18 protein-coding genes are annotated in these 19281 nt (G+C 38.9%); 10 read left to right on the plus strand and 8 right to left on the minus strand.

Annotation, left to right across the window (positions count from 1 at the left end; all coding sequences use genetic code 11):
* Positions 1-305: 305 nt before the first annotated feature.
* The 5 genes from H5084_RS00330 to H5084_RS00350 all read right to left on the minus strand — a co-directional run bounded on the left by H5084_RS00330 (position 306) and on the right by H5084_RS00350 (position 4670).
* Positions 306-755: a PTS sugar transporter subunit IIA gene (locus H5084_RS00330; RefSeq protein WP_182689175.1), complete on the minus strand. Its 450-nt coding sequence runs from the start codon at positions 753-755 to the stop codon at positions 306-308.
* On the minus strand, positions 752-2008 hold the full coding sequence (locus H5084_RS00335; protein WP_028868007.1) for a PTS ascorbate transporter subunit IIC: 1257 nt from the start codon (positions 2006-2008) through the stop codon (positions 752-754). Before H5084_RS00335 ends, H5084_RS00330 begins: the two co-directional genes overlap by 4 nt.
* A 10-nt stretch (positions 2009-2018) precedes the next feature.
* Positions 2019-2294, minus strand: coding sequence for a PTS sugar transporter subunit IIB (locus H5084_RS00340; protein ID WP_028868008.1), 276 nt, complete (start codon positions 2292-2294; stop codon positions 2019-2021).
* Between the two features lie 257 nt (positions 2295-2551).
* Positions 2552-3022 carry a hypothetical protein gene (locus tag H5084_RS00345; protein ID WP_028868009.1) on the minus strand — a complete coding sequence of 157 codons (471 nt, stop codon included), beginning with the start codon at positions 3020-3022 and terminating at the stop codon, positions 2552-2554.
* 562 nt (positions 3023-3584) lie between these two features.
* Positions 3585-4670 (minus strand): SMP-30/gluconolactonase/LRE family protein, encoded by a 1086-nt coding sequence (locus H5084_RS00350; protein WP_028868010.1) that lies wholly within the window; start codon positions 4668-4670, stop codon positions 3585-3587.
* Positions 4671-5398: 728 nt separating this feature from the next.
* Between H5084_RS00350 and H5084_RS00355 the strand changes: the two genes are divergently transcribed.
* The 3 genes from H5084_RS00355 (at position 5399) to H5084_RS00365 (ending at position 6966) form a co-directional block, all read left to right on the plus strand.
* Positions 5399-6139, plus strand: a complete 741-nt coding sequence (locus H5084_RS00355) for a putative quinol monooxygenase (protein WP_028868011.1) — start codon at positions 5399-5401, stop codon at positions 6137-6139.
* 161 nt (positions 6140-6300) lie between these two features.
* Positions 6301-6552, plus strand: a complete 252-nt coding sequence (locus H5084_RS00360; RefSeq protein WP_028868012.1) for a YdcH family protein — start codon at positions 6301-6303, stop codon at positions 6550-6552.
* A 66-nt stretch (positions 6553-6618) separates the two neighbouring features.
* Positions 6619-6966: a putative quinol monooxygenase gene (locus H5084_RS00365; protein ID WP_182689176.1), complete on the plus strand. Its 348-nt coding sequence runs from the start codon at positions 6619-6621 to the stop codon at positions 6964-6966.
* A gap of 267 nt (positions 6967-7233) precedes the next feature.
* Here H5084_RS00365 and H5084_RS00370 read toward each other — a convergent pair whose 3' ends face one another.
* Positions 7234-8331 (minus strand): ABC transporter ATP-binding protein, encoded by a 1098-nt coding sequence (locus tag H5084_RS00370; RefSeq protein WP_182689177.1) that lies wholly within the window; start codon positions 8329-8331, stop codon positions 7234-7236.
* A gap of 389 nt (positions 8332-8720) precedes the next feature.
* Here H5084_RS00370 and H5084_RS00375 point away from each other — a divergent pair, with 389 nt between their 5' ends.
* The 3 genes from H5084_RS00375 to H5084_RS00385 all read left to right on the plus strand — a co-directional run bounded on the left by H5084_RS00375 (position 8721) and on the right by H5084_RS00385 (position 11799).
* Complete coding sequence (locus H5084_RS00375; protein WP_182689178.1) at positions 8721-9647, plus strand: carbohydrate ABC transporter permease; 927 nt, start codon at positions 8721-8723, stop codon at positions 9645-9647.
* Positions 9647-10498: a carbohydrate ABC transporter permease gene (locus H5084_RS00380; protein ID WP_028868016.1), complete on the plus strand. Its 852-nt coding sequence runs from the start codon at positions 9647-9649 to the stop codon at positions 10496-10498. The genes H5084_RS00375 and H5084_RS00380 overlap by 1 nt, the downstream gene beginning before the upstream one ends.
* 71 nt (positions 10499-10569) lie before the next feature.
* A complete protein-coding gene (locus H5084_RS00385) occupies positions 10570-11799 on the plus strand; it encodes an ABC transporter substrate-binding protein (RefSeq protein WP_028868017.1) in 1230 nt (409 codons plus the stop codon).
* A gap of 168 nt (positions 11800-11967) precedes the next feature.
* Here the strand turns inward: H5084_RS00385 and H5084_RS00390 are convergent, their stop codons facing one another.
* Together H5084_RS00390 and H5084_RS00395 are read right to left on the minus strand one after the other, a co-directional pair.
* On the minus strand, positions 11968-12687 hold the full coding sequence (locus H5084_RS00390) for an exonuclease domain-containing protein (protein ID WP_182689179.1): 720 nt from the start codon (positions 12685-12687) through the stop codon (positions 11968-11970).
* Positions 12687-14531, minus strand: a complete 1845-nt coding sequence (locus H5084_RS00395) for a DUF294 nucleotidyltransferase-like domain-containing protein (protein ID WP_182689180.1) — start codon at positions 14529-14531, stop codon at positions 12687-12689. The genes H5084_RS00390 and H5084_RS00395 overlap by 1 nt, the downstream gene beginning before the upstream one ends.
* A 335-nt stretch (positions 14532-14866) precedes the next feature.
* Between H5084_RS00395 and galE the strand changes: the two genes are divergently transcribed.
* The 4 genes from galE to galM all read left to right on the plus strand — a co-directional run bounded on the left by galE (position 14867) and on the right by galM (position 19245).
* Complete coding sequence (gene galE / locus H5084_RS00400; protein WP_182689181.1) at positions 14867-15877, plus strand: UDP-glucose 4-epimerase GalE; 1011 nt, start codon at positions 14867-14869, stop codon at positions 15875-15877.
* A 67-nt stretch (positions 15878-15944) separates the two neighbouring features.
* Positions 15945-17000, plus strand: a complete 1056-nt coding sequence (locus H5084_RS00405; RefSeq protein ID WP_182689182.1) for a UDP-glucose--hexose-1-phosphate uridylyltransferase — start codon at positions 15945-15947, stop codon at positions 16998-17000.
* A gap of 17 nt (positions 17001-17017) precedes the next feature.
* Entirely contained in the window at positions 17018-18175 is a 1158-nt protein-coding gene (gene galK / locus H5084_RS00410; protein WP_182689183.1) for a galactokinase, read from the plus strand.
* Positions 18176-18192: 17 nt separating this feature from the next.
* Positions 18193-19245 carry a galactose-1-epimerase gene (gene galM / locus H5084_RS00415; RefSeq protein ID WP_182689184.1) on the plus strand — a complete coding sequence of 351 codons (1053 nt, stop codon included), beginning with the start codon at positions 18193-18195 and terminating at the stop codon, positions 19243-19245.
* The last annotated feature ends 36 nt before the right edge of the window (positions 19246-19281 follow it).

Below are 19281 nucleotides of genomic sequence, written 5' to 3' on the forward strand. Positions count from 1 at the left end.
CGAACGATATTAAGCCGCTTTATACTTAAATTAATAACTTATAGCGTTTGGATTAGTTTGGCTATTTCACACCACTTGCTCTGTGTAATCAAATCAGTTGGTACCATGCAAGTCCGCTCACATGCAATGACAGGCCCCGGTGTTCAGTGTTCACTAATACTGTTTGATTTAATTCTCGTTTTACACTCAACTTTCATGAGATTAACAAGTAACTTTCAGCCGAATTAGATTTTTAGATGGGGAAGTATTAAAGAGGTTAAAGGCGATAATTTTTATTATCGCCCTCTATAACTAAGTATTTCAACTTAGTATTTTTTAAGTACCCTAATGATTTCTACTTTATCTTCAGCATTGATGATCTTTTCAATATCCTCATCATTTTGGAATAACTCTGAAAGAGCCATAATAGTGAGTAAATGACCATCAGAATCTACTGCCGCTAATGTTATTGAGAAATATACATCGCCATTATCAGTAGATCCTAAATCGACACCTTTTTTAAACACAGTCAGCTGTAATGCAGTTTCATTCACTCCATCTTCAGGGCGTGCATGTGGCATTGCAATCTTAGGTGCTAACACATAATAAGGACCAATTTTTTTATGTGTTGCTTTGATCGCATCAGCATAACTTGGCTTAACTTTCCCCCTTGCAATGAGTGTAGAGCAGGTCAAATCGAGTGCATTATCAATACTTAAGTTTTCTTCGTTGGTAATAACAATTCCGTCATTACCAATTAAATCAAATAGACTCATTGTACCATCCATCCAAGAATAAGCCCGACAACACCGAAGTCAAAATCAGCAAACGTTGTAGCTTCTAGGCCTAGTCCACCTAGTACAGGAAGTAATAACATTGGTAAGAATGAAATACATAAACCTTGCGTAAATGACCCTAATACCGCGCCACGTAAACCACCTGTCGCATTTCCATAAACGCCAGCAGCACCACCAACAAAGAAGTGAGGTACAACACCCGCCACGATGATAGTCCAACCAAAAGCACCTTGAATTCCCATCGCAACAAGACCTGCAGCGAAAGAACATAAGAAACCAATAAGCACTGCATTTGGTGCAACTGGAAATACCATAGGGCAATCTAAAGCTGGTTTTGCGCCGGGTACTAACTTATCTGAAATACCTTTAAATGCAGGTACAATTTCAGCAATAAGCATCTTCACACCTTGCAATACTATGTATACACCACCTGCAAAGGTTAAAGATTGAATAAAGGTAAATACAACCCAATTTTGTCCATTTGAAATTTCTTCAACAAAATCACTACCTGCAACGATAGAAGCGAGTAAGAAAAAGGTTCCCATCGTTGTCGCAATTGCAACCGGAGTATCACGTAAGAACATTAAGCTCTTTGGTACATTTATCTCTTCCGTTGATTTAGAAGTGTCTCCAAACTTACTGCCGATATAACCAGAAATTACATAGGATAATGTCGAGAAATGCCCAATAGCAAGTTGATCTGTACCCATTACTTTTTCAGTATATTTTTGTCCTATAGCAGGCATGATAACCATCAATGAGCCAACGATAGTGGAGCCTAATGCAACTAATGCAACCCCAGTGATATCTGCTGTAGAAAGGATTACAGCAACCAACATAGACATAAACATGGTGTGATGCCCAGTTAGGAAAATATATTTCAATGGAGTAATACGTGCTAATACAATGTTTACAACAAATGCAAAGAACATAATAAGTGCCATCTCATAACCAAAAGCTTCTTGTGCAATTGCTACAATCGCTTCGTTATTTGGAATTACACCGCTTACGCCAAAAGCTTGAGTGAATATAGTTGAGAAGTTATTTAAAGCCCCAATCAGCGCTCCAGCACCGAACCCAAGGATTAAAAAACCCATTACTGTCTTAATAGTTCCCTTTAAAATCGTAGATGTATCGGCTTTTTGAGCAACTAAACCAATGAAAGCAATAAGACCAACCATTAGTGCTGGTTCTTTTAATAAACCAAGCATAAATTCAAAAAAATTAACCATAATAATGACCTTAATCGTTTAGGATAGTATTTAACTGTTCTTCAATTGAAGCTTTATCGAAAATATTAACTAAGCTGATAATATTTTCCTTGCCCGCTTCTTTTAATTGCGCAGCAACATCTGCAGCCGCAACCCAAATGTCAGCTTTGCTACCAGTAGCAGAAGATAAATCTTCGTGATCAACCATTGCATCAAGGCCTATTTTTTTCACCACATCTTTTACAGCCATTTCCATCATCAATGACGTACCTAAACCATTTCCACACACTACTAGTATTTTTTTCATCTCATTATTCCTTTGTTTGGTGAACTTGAATGCAAGATTGCTTTCCTAATTGATTGGCCGAATCATAGCCGAATGAGAAAAAATCGAACGTGATGGACGTCGCGAAACAAAAGTGATCTTGCGACGCATGTCACATCAATAGATTTTTGTTGTGATGTGGTATTTTAAAAGAATAAAAAGGGAAGGATTAACAGTGATAAAAAAACAGAAAGCCAGGTAAGCTTTAATAAACAAGTAGTTACAAGATGAACAGTGGATTAACTACCGTAATCTGTTAGCATTTTTTTCACTATAGAATTGATTTTTTTATTTCTCTTTGTTAGATCTTTCAATGAGATAGGTTTATTCGGATCAGATTTTATTGCCTCCATTTCATTCAATTTATTTTTCATTTTTTGTACCGCAGGCAACAACATTTGAATTTCTTCATTTTGATCATTCACCATTAACACAATGTTTTCCGACTCAACCTTAGTAATTGTTAACCATCCGTGTTTCAAGGATTTAACTCGCTCACCGACCAAAACTGACTCAGGCGGAATGTCACGATCAGGTACGTTACCATTTCTGAGTTTTGCTGCGCTAATAGCTCGAATGTTACCTGTATTTTCAAAAGCAACAATGACAGTATGACAATTGTAATATTCTACAACACTCACATAACCATGTTTATTGGTCTTAAACTTACTTCCATTAAGCATGTCTAACGGAGCCGCTATTTTTTTCACTACTTGTTCCTTTTTATTCTTTAATAGGAATAAAATAATATAATATAATACTTCTTAATCAATGATAGCTTATAGACATCGTAAAACACCACTCTTCCTTTATTTCAAATGATACAAGCAAAAGGAAAGATACAATAACCGTCCAATAGTTTCGATGACTTTTTACAGAAAAACAGCACGCAGTTATTATCTTAAAGACTTCCAATATTAACCTATCCAAAATGATTTTATTAAGATCATACTTTCAGCAGTTGTAGTCTATAACACCGACTTCACACACTTAAAAAGAAGTAAACAGGACTTATTTTAAGTTTACTTAAAGCCCAGCTTAAAGGGGGTGTCATGAATATTGCTGTGTTGAATGAGGTTGGGCTAGTTACATTTAGTATTTAGGTTAAGGCGGGTTTAATTAGCTTTGAATGTTTAGCTCAGATAAGTTGACTGTGCGATATAAAGCACTGTCTTGCAGGGGCCTAAATAGAAAAAGTATCAACAGCTGTGTTGATACTTTTCAATTTTAAAAAATATGGTGGAAGATTGAGGTTTTATCCTCCAGGCATATTTATTTTAATTTTATCACTGAGAGGGTAATTGGTTTTTCTGCTGTTTTATTTGTCATTGCAGCACTATCAAAGACGGCATCAAAGTTCGTCACTATAATTTCATCTCCTCTGACAATCACTTCAGCAGGGGCATCTAACTCTCCATTAGATCCATCGGTATCACCATTTTGTGCTAATAATTCAAGCTTGCCATTCATATCAATACTGTAGATTGCATTGGCAAATAGGTCTGCAATATAAATTTTATTGGTGCGTTTATCCCATTTCAAGCCATCGGTTGCTATCATGCCGGTAGCAAAAATAGATGTTTTAATCTTCTTATTGTTTTTGTCCATCGTTGTTTTATGAACAGAACCTTCTTCCATGATTGCAGTATAAAGATTACCGTCACCGTCTATCGTTAAACCATTTGCACCAAAATTAAGTAAGCCTGTTGACTCAAAGGTTTCAAATAAATGTGCATCATTGTCTTCATAACTTACAAAAGGTTTAATTTGAATGGGTTTGTCCGCGCTTAGTTCCTGGATATTAAATTTGTAAACTCCGCTGATAGTTGTGCCATTTTCAGATTTTAAAACGGTGTCAGAAACAAATAATTCATTACCTTTCCATACCGCGCCATTAGGAAATGTGAAACCAGTGATAACCACATCCGTACTGACCGCTTTGCCATCTTTTACATTGATTCTTATCAACCTTGATTCGCCATTAAACCACAACTGCATATCCGCAACATAAGCATTGCCATCAGGGCCAAAACCTATGCCCATTGGGGCTACCTTATCCGAAGACTTCTCCATATCCTCAGCCTTAAAGGTATACCAAGTCGTTAATTTATTAAGTTTGTCTATTTTCCCAATCGTTGGTAGCGCTGGTTTTTGCATCTCACCGGACTTGATTAATGCGTCATTGTGAAAGTTGGGAGACGTAAAATAGATATTACCTTCCTTATCAAAATCACTACTTGCAGGAGAATTAAATGTTTCCGGTAGGCTTAAGAATAATTCAGATTGTAATTTAGCCGCATAAGCATGATAGGTTGTAAAACCTATCAATAAAGCCGCTGCCATAATAATTTTTTTCATTTTATTTTTTACCTTAGTGAGTGATTGAAGTTTGTGTGGATCAGTATACTGAAACATAAAACTGTTGATAATATGGCTAAATTTAAAATCACTTTATAGTTTATATTGATAATAAGCCCGTTCGGACATTTTTCCGTTTGAAGTAGATCTAGCGGTAAGGTCGATAAAATGAGGAGAAAGTGAAGGGAATAAGTTAGAAGGTAGCAATTGAGGTAATCTCTAAAGGAATATGGAAAATGCTCTAACTAAATAATCGATGGCACTGATCGCTTTAAAGCCTGAAATAAAAAAGCTGCTAATAAAACGAAGCGATTACTCTTTACTAAATGACAGTTTGCTTTAACAGTCCCACAAACTGAAATCCCTCCTCTATAGAAACCATAGACTCAGTGCTCGTTAATTGTTTATTTCATTGTTTTACTGTGAAAGCATCGACGGGGGTATGGTAACTATTGTGAGCTCAAAGACTAAACAGGATTAGCACCTTCATATGCCTGATACCTTTTTACTATCCACACCAAGTCATACTTCATTATTAACGTTTTCTATAAACTGATTCGCTTTTTTCGTTGATTATCATCGTGAAGGAGTACTGTTAAGCTGTGTCACATCATCTAATCACTTAAATGTTAAGCGATAGATAGGAAGCAGATAATAATAGTTTTGCTTCCACCTTTTAATCATCCCTTTACATGTTTAGGGCAAATATAATGATAGCGGAGAAAGTAATGTTTAAAAATTTCGGATGGATAGTTGAAGCAAAATTAAACGCAGGAGAATTGGAAAATTTTAAAGCGGTAATGAATTCTCAAGTAAACAGAGCATTGACTGAGAAAGGTACCCTAAACTATCAATATTACCTCTCTGATGCAGGCGACATTATGGTTTATGAGCGTTTTGCAGATGCGGACTCATCACACGAACATATTGAAAATTGGGATGCTCATGCTGAGCGCTGGCTTGCAGCCGCACCCGCTACACGTATGGTGCATCTGGGCGAGCTACCTGAAGATGTTAGACAGCGTCACGCTGCGCTAGATCCACTTTGGTTAAAACCATTAGGTGGATTTGCAAGAGAAGAAGCTGAAGGCAGCATGCTTAAAAAAGACGGTCAAACTACCTTTGAAAACTTTGGTTGGATAGTTGAAGCAAAACTTAATGAAGGCCAACTGGAAAATTTCAAAGCAGTGATGGATTCTCAGGTTAAAAGAGCATTAACTGAAGAAGGTACGCTGAACTACCAGTACTATATCTCTGATCAAGGTGACATTATGGTTTATGAACGATTTAAAGATCTTGAAGCGTCATTTATTCACATTGAAAACTGGAATGATCACGCAGAAGCTTGGATTGCAGCAGCAACGCCAACACGTATGGTACATCTCGGTGACTTACCTGAAGAACTTAGAAAAAAACATGCCGCGCTTGCGCCTCTTTTATTAAAACCACTAGGTGGATTTGCAAAATAATACTGACAACTAATAGCGATAACACATACCGACAATGAGTAGCGACAACCGACTCAAGTAATAACCTGGTTATGCTCTGTTGATAATAAAGTTTATCTCTTGGTTTCATCACTGTGTGACCATTCCAGTCACGCAGTGTAATTAGTCAGTAAGGAGTCACTATGTTAGGTGAAGATCATTCTCTTATTAATGAATTTCCGAAATACAAAGCTCTTATTTTTCAGCTCTGCAAAAGCGATCAAACCTTTGCTGAAGACTGCAAAGATTACAACACGCATGATAAAGAAATCCGCGAGTTGGAGTTAAATAATGAGCCGATCACTGATCAAGCAATGCATCAGCTGAAGCATGTTAGGGGGATATTGAAAGATTCACTTTATCAACGCCTGATACAAGCAAAAAACAGTGCTTAACTCGCTGAAGCGATTTAATTAATAACAAGCGAAATGTAAACAATGCAAAAAGCAATGGACAAAACAATGAGTAAAAACGTTATATGGGCTGTTGAAGGTTCAATTAAAGAAGGGCAAAGAGCAGCCCTTAATACGGTGATGCACGACATGATTGAAGTCACGTCAAAAGAAGTTGGATCACTCAATTACGAATGGACCTTAGCTGAAGATGGTAGCACCATTCATATCTATGAACGTTATGCAGATGAAGCGGCAGCAAAGGCGCACCTTACAACATGGGGAAAAAATGCGGCACGTTTTATTGCGGCTGTCGATATATCAAGAGTTGTTATTTATAGCTCAGTCAGTGAAGAGCTGAAAGCTTCATTTGCCGGTGCGGTAATGATGACACCAATCGGTGGTTTCGCCAAATAAGCAGCCTATTTTTTACTGACAGTGTCGTCGTGCTTTAGCAAGGATTTAGTAGCCGATCAGCAATGGCTTACTCATTCGTAGAATGGTTTGTCGAAGTTATAGTAGCGCTTTGGCAAAGATGTAGTAGCGCTTTGGCAACCACTTATTTCTATCATGTTAAACTATATCAATATTAGGAAGTTGATTTTGTTGAAAATAAAAGGAGTGTTTAAACACTCCTTAATATAGGTTCATTAAACAAATGACTATCAATAACCACCTACCCCATTATTCATAATCACGTAATGATAGTCCTTCTTGATCAAATAAATGCAAATCAGACTGCTGTACGTATAAAGACATTTTATCGCCTCTATTCACTTGTTGATCCGAAGGAATGTGTACAATGAAATTATCATTGCTCTGGTAATGCCCAAATAGATAAGTACTATTACCTAAACGCTCCACGTTGTTAGCCAGAAATGATAGCGTCAGTGCATTTGCTTCCGTAGCAGCTAATTGTATATGTTCCGGTCTGATACCCAACTTAACTTGGTCGCCTTTTTGGCAATTGCTGGAATGCGTATTAATTAATACCGACTGCCCGTCAGGTAAACCGACGCTAACTTGAGAGCCCTTAACATCAAGTAATGTTGCACTAATAAAATTCATTTTAGGTGAGCCGATGAATCCAGCAACAAACTCATTACCAGGGCGGTAATACAGATCCATTGGGCTGCCAGTTTGCTCCACTCTACCATCTCGTAATATGACAATTCGATCTGCTAGGGTCATGGCTTCAACTTGATCATGGGTAACATAAACCATGGTGTTACCAAGTTGCGAATGTAAGTTAGCGATTTGTAAGCGCATCTCAACGCGTAATTCAGCATCTAGATTAGATAATGGTTCATCAAATAGAAACACCTCTGGGTCACGAACGATGGCTCTTCCTATTGCAACACGCTGACGTTGACCACCCGACAGTTCTTTTGGTTTACGATTTAATAATGGTTCTAACTGTAAAATATCACTGGCTTTCTTAACTTGTTTTTTAATTTCGCCGCTCTCGATATTAGCCATTTTTAAAGCAAATCCCATATTTTCTTCAACCGTCATATGAGGGTAAAGTGCATAGGATTGAAATACCATGGCCACGCCGCGATCTGCAGGTTCAACATTAGTGACATCTATGTCACCAATAGACAGGGCGCCGCTGGTAATATCATCAAGCCCAGCAATGAGTCTTAATAACGTCGATTTACCACAACCAGAAGGACCTACAAATACAGTAAACTCGCCTTCTTTTATTTCTAAATCAACACCATGGATAATTTCAGTTTCTCCAAAGCGCTTAACAACCTGATGTAATGAAATTGCAGCCATGATTAATTATCCTATTAAGAACGTGCTATTAAAATCGCTTTTCAAGCGAAAAAAAATGTTTGCGAAAACTGTGGAATAAAGAAATTTACGTTATCGCAACTATCCTCACGCAGAAAGGCTTGCGTATATTTAATGTGATCTACAAAAATACAAAACTTAATAAGTATGACTGGGATCTCACTGCTTTTTTTGAGTTATTTGTACGAAAAAATGGAGAGAGACTCACCTCGCAATTTTTAGTTTCTAAACTGAAATCGCTAATAAAAATGTTTATCTTATTAAAGTAATTAATCACGTTTATTAAAATACAGAGAAATAAAGACTTAAAATGTCTTGCGTAAACATAATCGCAATTGAGGATTATATGATAACAATGTGATGGAGCAGATATGTTGCAGCAATCAACAGCTAAAACTAAGGGAATTCAACGACCAAATCAGTCACCAAAGCCACAACGTATAATATCCAAACGCTTTGTGCCCTGGATTTTCATGGCGCCTGCCTTATTATTATTTAGCCTATATGTTCTCTACCCTATCGCTAGTAGCTTTATGCTTAGTTTTTATAGCTGGGATGGCCTTGGGGATAAAACCTGGATTGGTTTCGATAATTATATTCAATTGTTTGACTCAGAAACCTTCTGGACGGCATTAAAAAATAATATTCTTTGGATGATATTGTTTATGTTAGCCCCGCCGATCGGGTTAGCAATCGCACTATTTTTAAATCAAGATGTGGCCGGTATACGTTTAGTTAAAGCCCTATTTTTCTTTCCATTTGTCATTTCCCAAGTGGTTATTGGGTTAGTCTTTTCTTGGTTTTATGACCCTAATTTAGGATTGCTGAATACCATTCTAGATGTCTTTGGTTTTCAGACCATTGCCTTACTGTCTAGCGAAGAATATGTCACCTACGGCATTATTGTTGCGGGTTTATGGCCACAAATAGCCTACTGTATGATTTTATATCTCACTGGGCTAAATAGTCTCAACCCCGATCAAATTGAAGCCGCTCGCTTGGACCGTGCAAAAGGTTGGAAAATGTTGCGCTACATAATTTTACCACAACTATCGCCTGCAACATTTATTGCCGTCGTCGTAACCGTGATAGGTGCACTACGGTCCTTTGACTTAGTGGCAACCATGACAGCCGGAGGGCCATGGGGAAGCTCAACCGTACTCGCTTACATGATGTATGAAGAATCTATATTCAATTATCGCATGGGTTACGGCGCGGCTGTTGCCGTTGTGTTGTTTTTGATTATGGCTGTCTATATTGCTTATTTCTTAGTTAATATGTTGAGGAGTGAAAGATAATGTATCCAACACCGATAAAACATGCATCACCTTTAACTAACATTCTTTATCGTATTTCACTGCCGATAACTATTTTATTATGGTTAATGCCCTTAGCCGCTGTGATGATGACCTCGATACGATCTATTCAGGATATTAACCAAGGTAATTACTGGGGTTGGCCAACCAGCTTTAACTTCATTGAAAACTATAATATGGTTTTTCAATCAACGGAAATGGGACAATATTTACTTAATTCAATAATTATTACCCTACCCGCGGTAATGGGTGCCGTTGCCCTTTCTACCTTAGCGGGATTTGCTTTAGCTAAGTATAAATTTAAAGCTAATATTTGGATGCTCGCTATTTTTATTGGCGGTAACTTTGTGCCTTTTCAAATTTTAATGATCCCAGTACGAGACCTCACCATCTCTTTAGGTTTGTATGATACTCACATGGGATTAATTATGTTTCACATCGCTTTTCAAACCGGATTTTGCACCCTCTTTATGCGTAACTTTATCGTCGGTTTACCCAATGAATTATTAGAGTCTGCACGGGTTGATGGCGTTAGTGAGTTTAAAATATTTTGGTATATTGTTTTACCCTTAGTACGCCCTGCACTTGCAGCACTTTCTGTACTTATTTTTACTTTTATTTGGAATGATTACTTTTGGGCATTGGTATTGGTACAAAGTGATACCGTGCGCCCTGTGACGGCTGGCCTAAGTTCATTACAAGGCCAATGGTTAGCGTCTTGGAATCTCATTTCAGCGGGTGCAGTCGTGGCCGCATTACCACCTGTAACACTTTTTTTTGCCATGCAGCGTCACTTCATTGCAGGGTTAACACTCGGTGCAACAAAAGGATAATAGCGACCTTATAGATCAAGTTTAAATAACCATTGGCGACAAGATGCTGCCATTACTTACAAGGAAAAAATATGAAAAAGTTCAATACAATATTGGCTGCTAGTGCGCTTTCCGTGACGCTATCATCCATGTCCTATGCTGGTAACTTAGTGATCAATTCAGATGCTTCAGATCCAGCACCAAAAGCGGCATTTAAGGAAATAATTACCGCCTTTGAAAATGAAAATCCAGATATTAAAGTCATCTATAACCTTTATGATCATGAAGGTTATAAAACCACTATTCGTAATTGGTTAGTTACATCGCCACCAGATGTTGTATTTTGGTATGCGGGTAATCGCATGAAAGCATTTGTCGACAAAGGTTTGTTTGAAGACGTCTCTGATGTTTGGAACGCTAATGATATGCACCAAGATTTTGCCAGCTCTAAACCAGCAATGACCATAGATGGCAAACAATGGGGTGTACCATATACCTATTATCAATGGGGTATTTATTACCGTAAAGATATCTTTGATAAATATGGCATTGCAGAACCTAAAACATGGGATGAATTTCTCGCTGCAAGTGCCACCTTGAAAAAAAATGACATTGCCCCCGTCGCCATTGGTACTAAATACCTTTGGACCACCGCCGGTTGGTTTGATTACATTAATTTACGAGTGAATGGTTTAGATTTTCATATGGATCTGATGGATGGAAAAATCCCTTACACAGACGAACGAGTGAAAAAAACTTTTAGCACATGGAAGCAAATGGTTGAGCCAGGTTACTACTTGAAAAATCATGCGACTTACTCTTGGCAAGAGGCACAGCCGTTTTTATACCGCGGCGAAGCGGCCATGTATTTAATCGGTAACTTCATTACTCCTAACTTCCCAGCAGAGCTAGAGGGCAAAATGGCCTTTATGCAATTCCCTGTGATCAATCCAGAAGTTGGTATTGCTGAAGATGCACCAATGGATACTTTGCATATCCCATCGAAAGCAATAAACAAAAAAGATGCGCGTGCTTTCCTCGCCTTTATGGCAAGACCTGAAAACCAAACCTTAGTCAACAAAGCGCTATTGCAAATCCCACCGAATAAAAAAGCAAAAGCGGTTGATAATCCTTTCCTAAATAAAGGGGTTACCATGCTAAATAACGCGGATGGAACCGCGCAGTTCTTTGACCGAGATACCGATCCGGGTATGGCTAAAGAAGCCATGAAAGGTTTCCAAGAGTTTATGGTAAAACCAGAGCGACTTGATAGCATTCTTAAACGTTTAGAAAAAGTGCGTGAACGTACCTTCAAAAAATAGATAGCTCGGAGTAGACAACTAAAGAGCAGATCGCTGAAAAGTAATCATACACATGGTTCTAAGAAGGAGCTGTTAATAACAGCTTCTTTTTTTTGTGTGAATATCAATATAAGGCTAGCTAATCACCAAATGATTACGCTAACGACATTCGGAAAGAATTACTCTTACTTATTGGCTCATTTCATATAGTGTTTCAAGGGTAACGTGTCGATCTCGATACATGTGCGCGATTTGTGCCAGCAGCAACTCAGCCGTGCCAACGGAATCAATCAAAGCATTATGAGCGGTATATTGAGGCAGGTTATAGCATTTTCTGACTGCTGAAAGTCGATTATCTTGGGATATTGTGTTGCCTCCCGTTTTTGCAGTTTTCCACTCTTCTATTTTCATGGTATCAATCCACATCAAAGGTAACTCAGGGATCCCTAAGAATTTTTGCGCATGAAAATCCAGAAAGTTTTTCTCAATGACCTTACCATGCACCACTAATATTTTATCTTTACTGTCATTGAGTAATTTATTAATTGCCTCCTCAAGCGGGATGCCATTATTCTGGATCATTTGCGGGACGATTTGATTGATAACCGCTGTTTCATGATTGATCTGTTGGCTGTTACTAATGTAAAAATGCTGTTTCCGCTCAAGATCTATCTGCATATTGACAATTTCGACCCACCCCATACTAATAATATCGTTGCTATTCGACTCAAACCCTGTGGTTTCAAAATCAACAACAAGAAAAGGCAGCGCCTTAAAAAGTGTATTTTTATCAACTAAGGGCTGGCTTAAGTTCAATTCAACCTCATAAGGCAGAGTTGATTTCAAACACTCAGCCCGTTTAATGGTTAGCTCATCCCAACGGTTCGTTTTTTTAAACAGGCTAAACATTAACTGAATCTCATTTTTGTATATTGTTGCCAATCATCAATGAGGCGAAAAGCATCTTTGATATGTTTACGTTCAAAACTTCCAAAATAATCAGGATTGATCTGACTGCTAGGTACTTCGCCCTTATTGATCATGTCCACTTGATAAGAAAACCTAAAGTTCTTAAGAAAGTTATACGCACTAAGAATATTTTTTAAAGTTGCATCATCCATCAGCCCAGCTTTGTTCACTGCCATTAACCTGTCAGTGGTATTACAGGTATCAGACTTAGCTGATAGCGCATAAATTCTCGCTAAATCGACAATAATATTAATGCCATAACGTTTTATATTAAGTGTTTTTTCATTATGTTCATTCTTACTTAATACCAGATTATGGAAAATTCCTAAAGGTGCTCGATTTTCTGCCGCATCACGTATTAATTTACTCAAAAAAATACGGCTAGAAAGCATTTCTTTAAATTCATTTACCAGGGTTGTTCTGTATTGGTGGTTCCCATATATAACCCTAGTATCAAGAAATACACTGAGGTTCAAAAGGCATTCGTATTCCGGATTGCGGATCCACTTTTTAAAATATTCTTGCCATACAGATAAAGGTTGGCACCACTTCGCAGTGACCGCCATAAACTTACCGGGACAAAGTTCATAACCACACAGGTCGAGCCCCTTAGTGACGACCATAGCAAGGTGACGAAAATACACTTTATCTTTTGTTGTCGCCTCATTCGATAAAATAATCGCACTGTCCTGATCCGACAAAATATGCGCTTCTTTACGCGCATGTGAGCCTGATACTACCCAAGAAAACTCGCAAGGCACTGGCCCAAGTCGGTCAATGGCAATCTCAATTAAACGCTGATTCACAGCATCCATGATCGTACTCAAAATAGTAGTTATTAAATCTGCAGGTACTTTATCATTAACTAATGCTTGAAAGATGCGGTCACGTTCAGGCATATGCTCTGCCAATTTATTTTCACTCGTTGATTTTTTTATTTTATTAATCAGATAAATAGCTTCAATACGTTGATTTTGAAAAAGTTGATTTAAAGATAGCAAACCAAGTACTTTACCCTGTTCGACAATCGGCAAATTTTGAATATTGTTTTCCATCATGCAGATAGCTGCATCAAAAACACTGGCCTTTGGAGAAATAGTGCATGGTAGTGAACTCATAACCTCACTGACGGGTGATTGTGTATTTTTCTCTTCCGCAATCACTCGGCCAATAAGATCCGTACAGGTCACAATACCAACTAACTGATTGTTCGCCTTTACAATTAAACAAGAGGCATCGTTATCTCGCATCACTTTAGCTGCTTGCGCAATTGAATCGTCGCTATTCACCTGCACAAATTGTTCACTGGCGACCTGTTCGACGCGATTAAAAAAAGAGTTCTGACTACTATCAGACCAAGTTGACTCAAGTGCAGAATCAATACGGTCTTCGGGTTTGGCAGTAAAATGTTGTGCATATTCAGGATATTGAGATTGAATATAATAAATAGTTTTGGCTGGCACTAAATAAAGTAAGGTATTGTCGATTGCTTCTATTTGATAGCGCGCTTCTGAGTTAGAAAATAAGCTAAAACCAAATACATCATCCTCTTCCAGCCGCCCTCTTAGACTGCCATCAACGCATCGTTGTTCAATAGCGCCCGTTTTGACAATAAATAAATAGTTATCTTGCTCCGATGAAGGCGGTGGGATCACCTCTCCTTTGGCAAGATAAACGATCTTAATTGTCGCACTTACTTTTTGCAGTAATGCCTCTGGTAAGCGACTAAATGGATCGATATTAGCAATGAACGATTCGATATTTGGAATAAGTGCTTCTGACATAATAAAACCGCTAAAAAATGAACAATATAGTCATATTTATAGCACACAATGGAAACGCTTACACAGACGTTTTCATACAAAGAGAGCCTGTAACTCGCCTAATTCAATCTTTTATCCTTACTTCAATGTGCAATAAAATTATTTAAATTGCATTATAATCAACAAAATAGAAGAATATTAGCGTTAAAAAATGAGTTGTTCGCCTGCAATCGGCCCATAAAAAACGCTTTGCAAAGAAAATGTAAACGTTTACACTATGTGCATTAGATCACTTCTTTTCAACATTTAAATTGTTATTATTTATCTTAATTGAATAGCTATAGGAGCAGTTTGTCATGAAAGTTCTCGTTACTGGTGGTATGGGGTATATAGGCAGTCACACCTGTGTACAAATGTTACAAGCTGGCCTAGAGCCTATTATTGTTGATAATCTTTGCAACAGTAAATTGGCCGTGTTGGATCGTATTGAAGCACTGACAAAAGTGCGCCCAATATTTTATCAAGGTGACGTTCGCGACCAAGCATTTCTAGATAAAGTCTTTAGTGAACATGATATTCAATCTGTTATTCATTTCGCCGGCCTCAAAGCGGTGGGAGAATCAGTAGCGAAGCCTTTGGAATACTATGATAACAATGTTAATGGCTCCTTAGTACTAGCACGCGCAATGCGCACTGCAGGTGTAAAAAGTATTGTTTTTAGCTCTTCTGCAACGGTTTATGGCGATCCAACAAGCGTGCCTATTACAGAGGACTCACCTGTTGGTGCAACAACCAATCCCTATGGTCGTAGTAAATACATAGTGGAATGTTGCTTCTCTGATTTTTATGACTCTCAGCCGGATTGGAGCATTACATTACTACGTTATTTCAATCCTGTTGGCGCACATCCTTCTGGCTCTATGGGTGAAGATCCACAGGGGTTCCCTAATAATCTAATGCCATTTATTGCGCAAGTTGCCGTTGGCCGTCGCGATAAATTGTCTGTCTTTGGTGATGATTACCCAACGCCTGATGGTACCGGTGTACGTGATTATATTCACGTTATGGATCTTGCTGATGGCCATATCGCTGCATTAAATACGGTCGGTCAAAAATCTGGATTACATATTTATAACCTAGGCACAGGTAATGGTTCTAGCGTCATTGAAATGGTTAATGCCTTCAGTGAAGCCTCTGGTAAAGAGATCGCCTATGAAATTTGTCCGCGCCGTCCAGGTGATATCGCAGAGTGTTGGGCAAGTACCAGCAAAGCGGAGCAAGATTTAGGTTGGAAAGCCAGCCGTAGCATTATGGAAATGACCGCAGATACGTGGAATTGGCAGTCAAAAAATCCACAAGGCTATTAATAATTATCCCAAATGTTAGGTGCTGAGTAAGCAATGCCTGACATGATAAATAGGAAACAGAATAACTATGTCTGATATTAAATTTAATCCAATTGATCACCCACATCGCCGTTATAACCCATTAACAGGACAATGGATCCTAGTCTCTCCACATCGTGCTAAACGCCCGTGGAGTGGTCAAGATGAGAAACCTTCAAACGTACAATTACCAAGCTACGATAAAGACTGTTTTTTATGTGCTAATAACACACGTATTTCTGGTGACAAAAATCCAGATTATAAAGGTACTTATGTTTTTGCTAACGACTTTGCGGCATTAATGACGGATTCGCCAGAAGCACCAGAATCTGAAAATCCGCTCTTTAAAACCCAAGGCGTACGTGGTTTAAGTCGTGTGATCTGTTTTTCTCCTGACCACAGTAAAACACTACCTGAGCTACCAGTGAATAAAATCCGTGCTGTTATTGATACTTGGAATGAGCAAATTGAAGAATTAGGTAAAGATTACGTTTGGGTACAAGCTTTTGAAAACAAAGGCGAGACAATGGGTTGTTCACAACCACATCCACACGGTCAAATTTGGGCGAATAGCTTCCTTCCTAATGAAATTGAACGCAAAGAAAAGCACCTGAAAGAATATTACGACCAACAGGGTTCAAACCTATTACTTGATTATGTTCAAGCTGAAATGAAAGATGGTGAACGTACTGTTGTTGAAACTGAGCACTGGATTGCCGTTGTGCCGTATTGGGCTGCATGGCCATTTGAAACCATGCTATTACCAAAAACAGCGATTCGTCGTATGAGTGAACTGTCTAATGAGCAACGCGACGACCTTGCTGTTGCTATGAAGAAATTAACCAGTCGGTATGACAACCTATTCCAGTGTTCTTTCCCTTACTCGATGGGCTGGCACTACGCGCCCTTCTTTGATGTTGGCACCAATATTGACCATTGGCAATTACATGCCATTTTCTATCCTCCGCTACTACGCTCTGCTTCAATCCGTAAATTTATGGTGGGCTACGAAATGTTGGCTGAATCTCAACGTGATCTGACTGCAGAGCAAGCGGCTCAGAAGTTACGTGATGTGAGTGATGTTCACTACAAAGAACAACAATAAGGATGGAGATTGACAGCATGCCAAGTAAACAATTAAAACAACGTGCAGCAAATGCATTCCAAGATGTATGTGGTTATCCTGCAACAACCTTTGTACAAGCACCCGGCCGCGTCAACCTGATCGGTGAGCATACCGATTACAATGACGGTTTTGTTATGCCCTGTGCCATTGATTATCAAGCGGTTATTGCCTGCGCTAAACGCGACGATGGTGTGATCCGTTTGATCTCTGTGGATTATGACCATGTGCAAGATTCATTTGTTGTTAACCAAGAAATAAAGCCAACAGAAGATAAATTATGGGCTAATTACATGCGTGGTGTCATTCATTTCTTAAAAGAAAAGGGCTATTCGCTTGGCGGCGCAGATATTGCTATTACTGGTAATGTTCCACTCGGCTCTGGATTAAGTTCTTCAGCGGCACTTGAAGTGGTTACAGGTCAGGCAATGAAAGTACTCTACGAGCTAGATGTTACACAGTCTGATTTAGCACTTATTGGGCAAGCATCTGAGCATAATTTTGCAGGTTGTAAATGCGGCATCATGGATCAGATGATTTCTGCCTGTGGCGAAAAAAGCCATGCGCTATTACTTGATTGTCGTAGCTTAGAAAGCAAAGCCGTACACATACCTGAAAGTGTCAGCATTATGATTGTTAACTCGCATGTCACCCATAGCTTGGTTGATGGTGCCTATAACGCATTGCGTGAACAGTGTGAAGAAGCTTCTCGTTTGCTTGGTAAAGTGGCATTGCGAGATGCAACGTTAGCAGAGTTAGATGCATCAAGTATTGAAAAAGGCTCTGATGTTTATAAACGTGCACATCATGTTATTTCTGAAAATGAACGTACTGTAGCCTGTGCTGATGCGTTGATTGCAGGTGATTTACAAAAAGTCGGTGAATATATGTATGCTTCGCATGCTTCTATGCGCGATGACTTTGAAATTACGGTGCCAGAGATTGACTATATTGTTGAAGTATTAGCTGAAGCATTGGGTAATAAAGGTGGTGCTCGCATGACCGGCGGTGGTTTTGGTGGATGTTGTGTTGCCTTGATGCCAACAGAAATGGTGCCTCAAGTTCAGGCTGCTATTGAAGCTAAGTATCAAGCAAAAACAGGCATTAAAGAATCTATTTATATTTGCACACCACAAAATGGTGCAGGCGTTATTTAATACGAAAGGTAATCATCATGTCGAATACACTTTTTAAAACCATGACTGAAGAAGTCGCTTTTGATGGTCAACCTGCAAAATTAGTTAAATTGCAGAATAAAAATGGCCTATCGGTTATTTTTATGGACATCGGTGCAACTTGGCTGAGTTGTGAAGTCCCCGTCGCCGATCAGCAGCGAGAGGTTTTATTAGGTGTATCTACAATGGCTGATTTTAAAAAACAGGGCATCTATTTAGGTGCGACAGTGGGTCGTTTTGCCAATCGTATTGCAGATGGACAATTTAGTATTAATGGTTATCCCTACCAATTATCAATCAATCAAGATGGCAATACACTACATGGTGGGATTGATGGTTTCGATAAACGTCGTTGGGAAATAGAACAGCAGACGCAGGGGTTAGTGCGCTTTGCTCTTGTCTCAGAGGATGGTGACCAAGGTTTTCCAGGGCAATTACAGGTATCAGTATGCTATCAATTAAGCGATGATAATCAGGTTATTATCAGTTATCACGCAAGCACTGACAAACCCACGCCAATTAACCTAACTAACCATGCTTATTTTAACCTTTCCGGTGCTGAGTCGGATGCGGACTGCAGAAATCATACACTGCAAATCGATGCTGACCATTACCTGCCTACTAATAAAGTCGGCATTCCACTTGATGGACCCGCTTCTGTAGAGAAGAACAGTTTTGATTTTCGTCAGCCTAAAGCCATTACAAATGATTTCCTGACCGAGCCACAACAGCAATTAGCAAAAGGTTATGACCATGCTTTTGTGCTTAACAATCCTTGCCAACAAGGTGCCCGTGCGGCATTGCTGAGTAGTGCAGATAATGATCTGGCACTAGAGGTGTTTACCAATAAACCTGCGCTACAACTTTACACAGGGAATTGGTTAGCGGGCACCCCTAATCGCAGTGGTGGAGAGTATCAAGACTATGCAGGCATAGCCTTAGAAACAGAGTTTTTACCCGATGCGGTTAACCACCCTGAATGGCAGCCTAGCGCTATTTTACAAGTGGGACAAGAATACCATTATCAAACCACCTATCGATTTATTACTTGAGTTCAAGCAAACAACAAAATGCACCATGAGCAGTAA

This window comes from Psychromonas sp. SR45-3 (genome assembly GCF_014163575.1).
In the GTDB taxonomy this organism is placed as follows: Bacteria; Pseudomonadota; Gammaproteobacteria; order Enterobacterales; family Psychromonadaceae; genus Psychromonas; species Psychromonas arctica.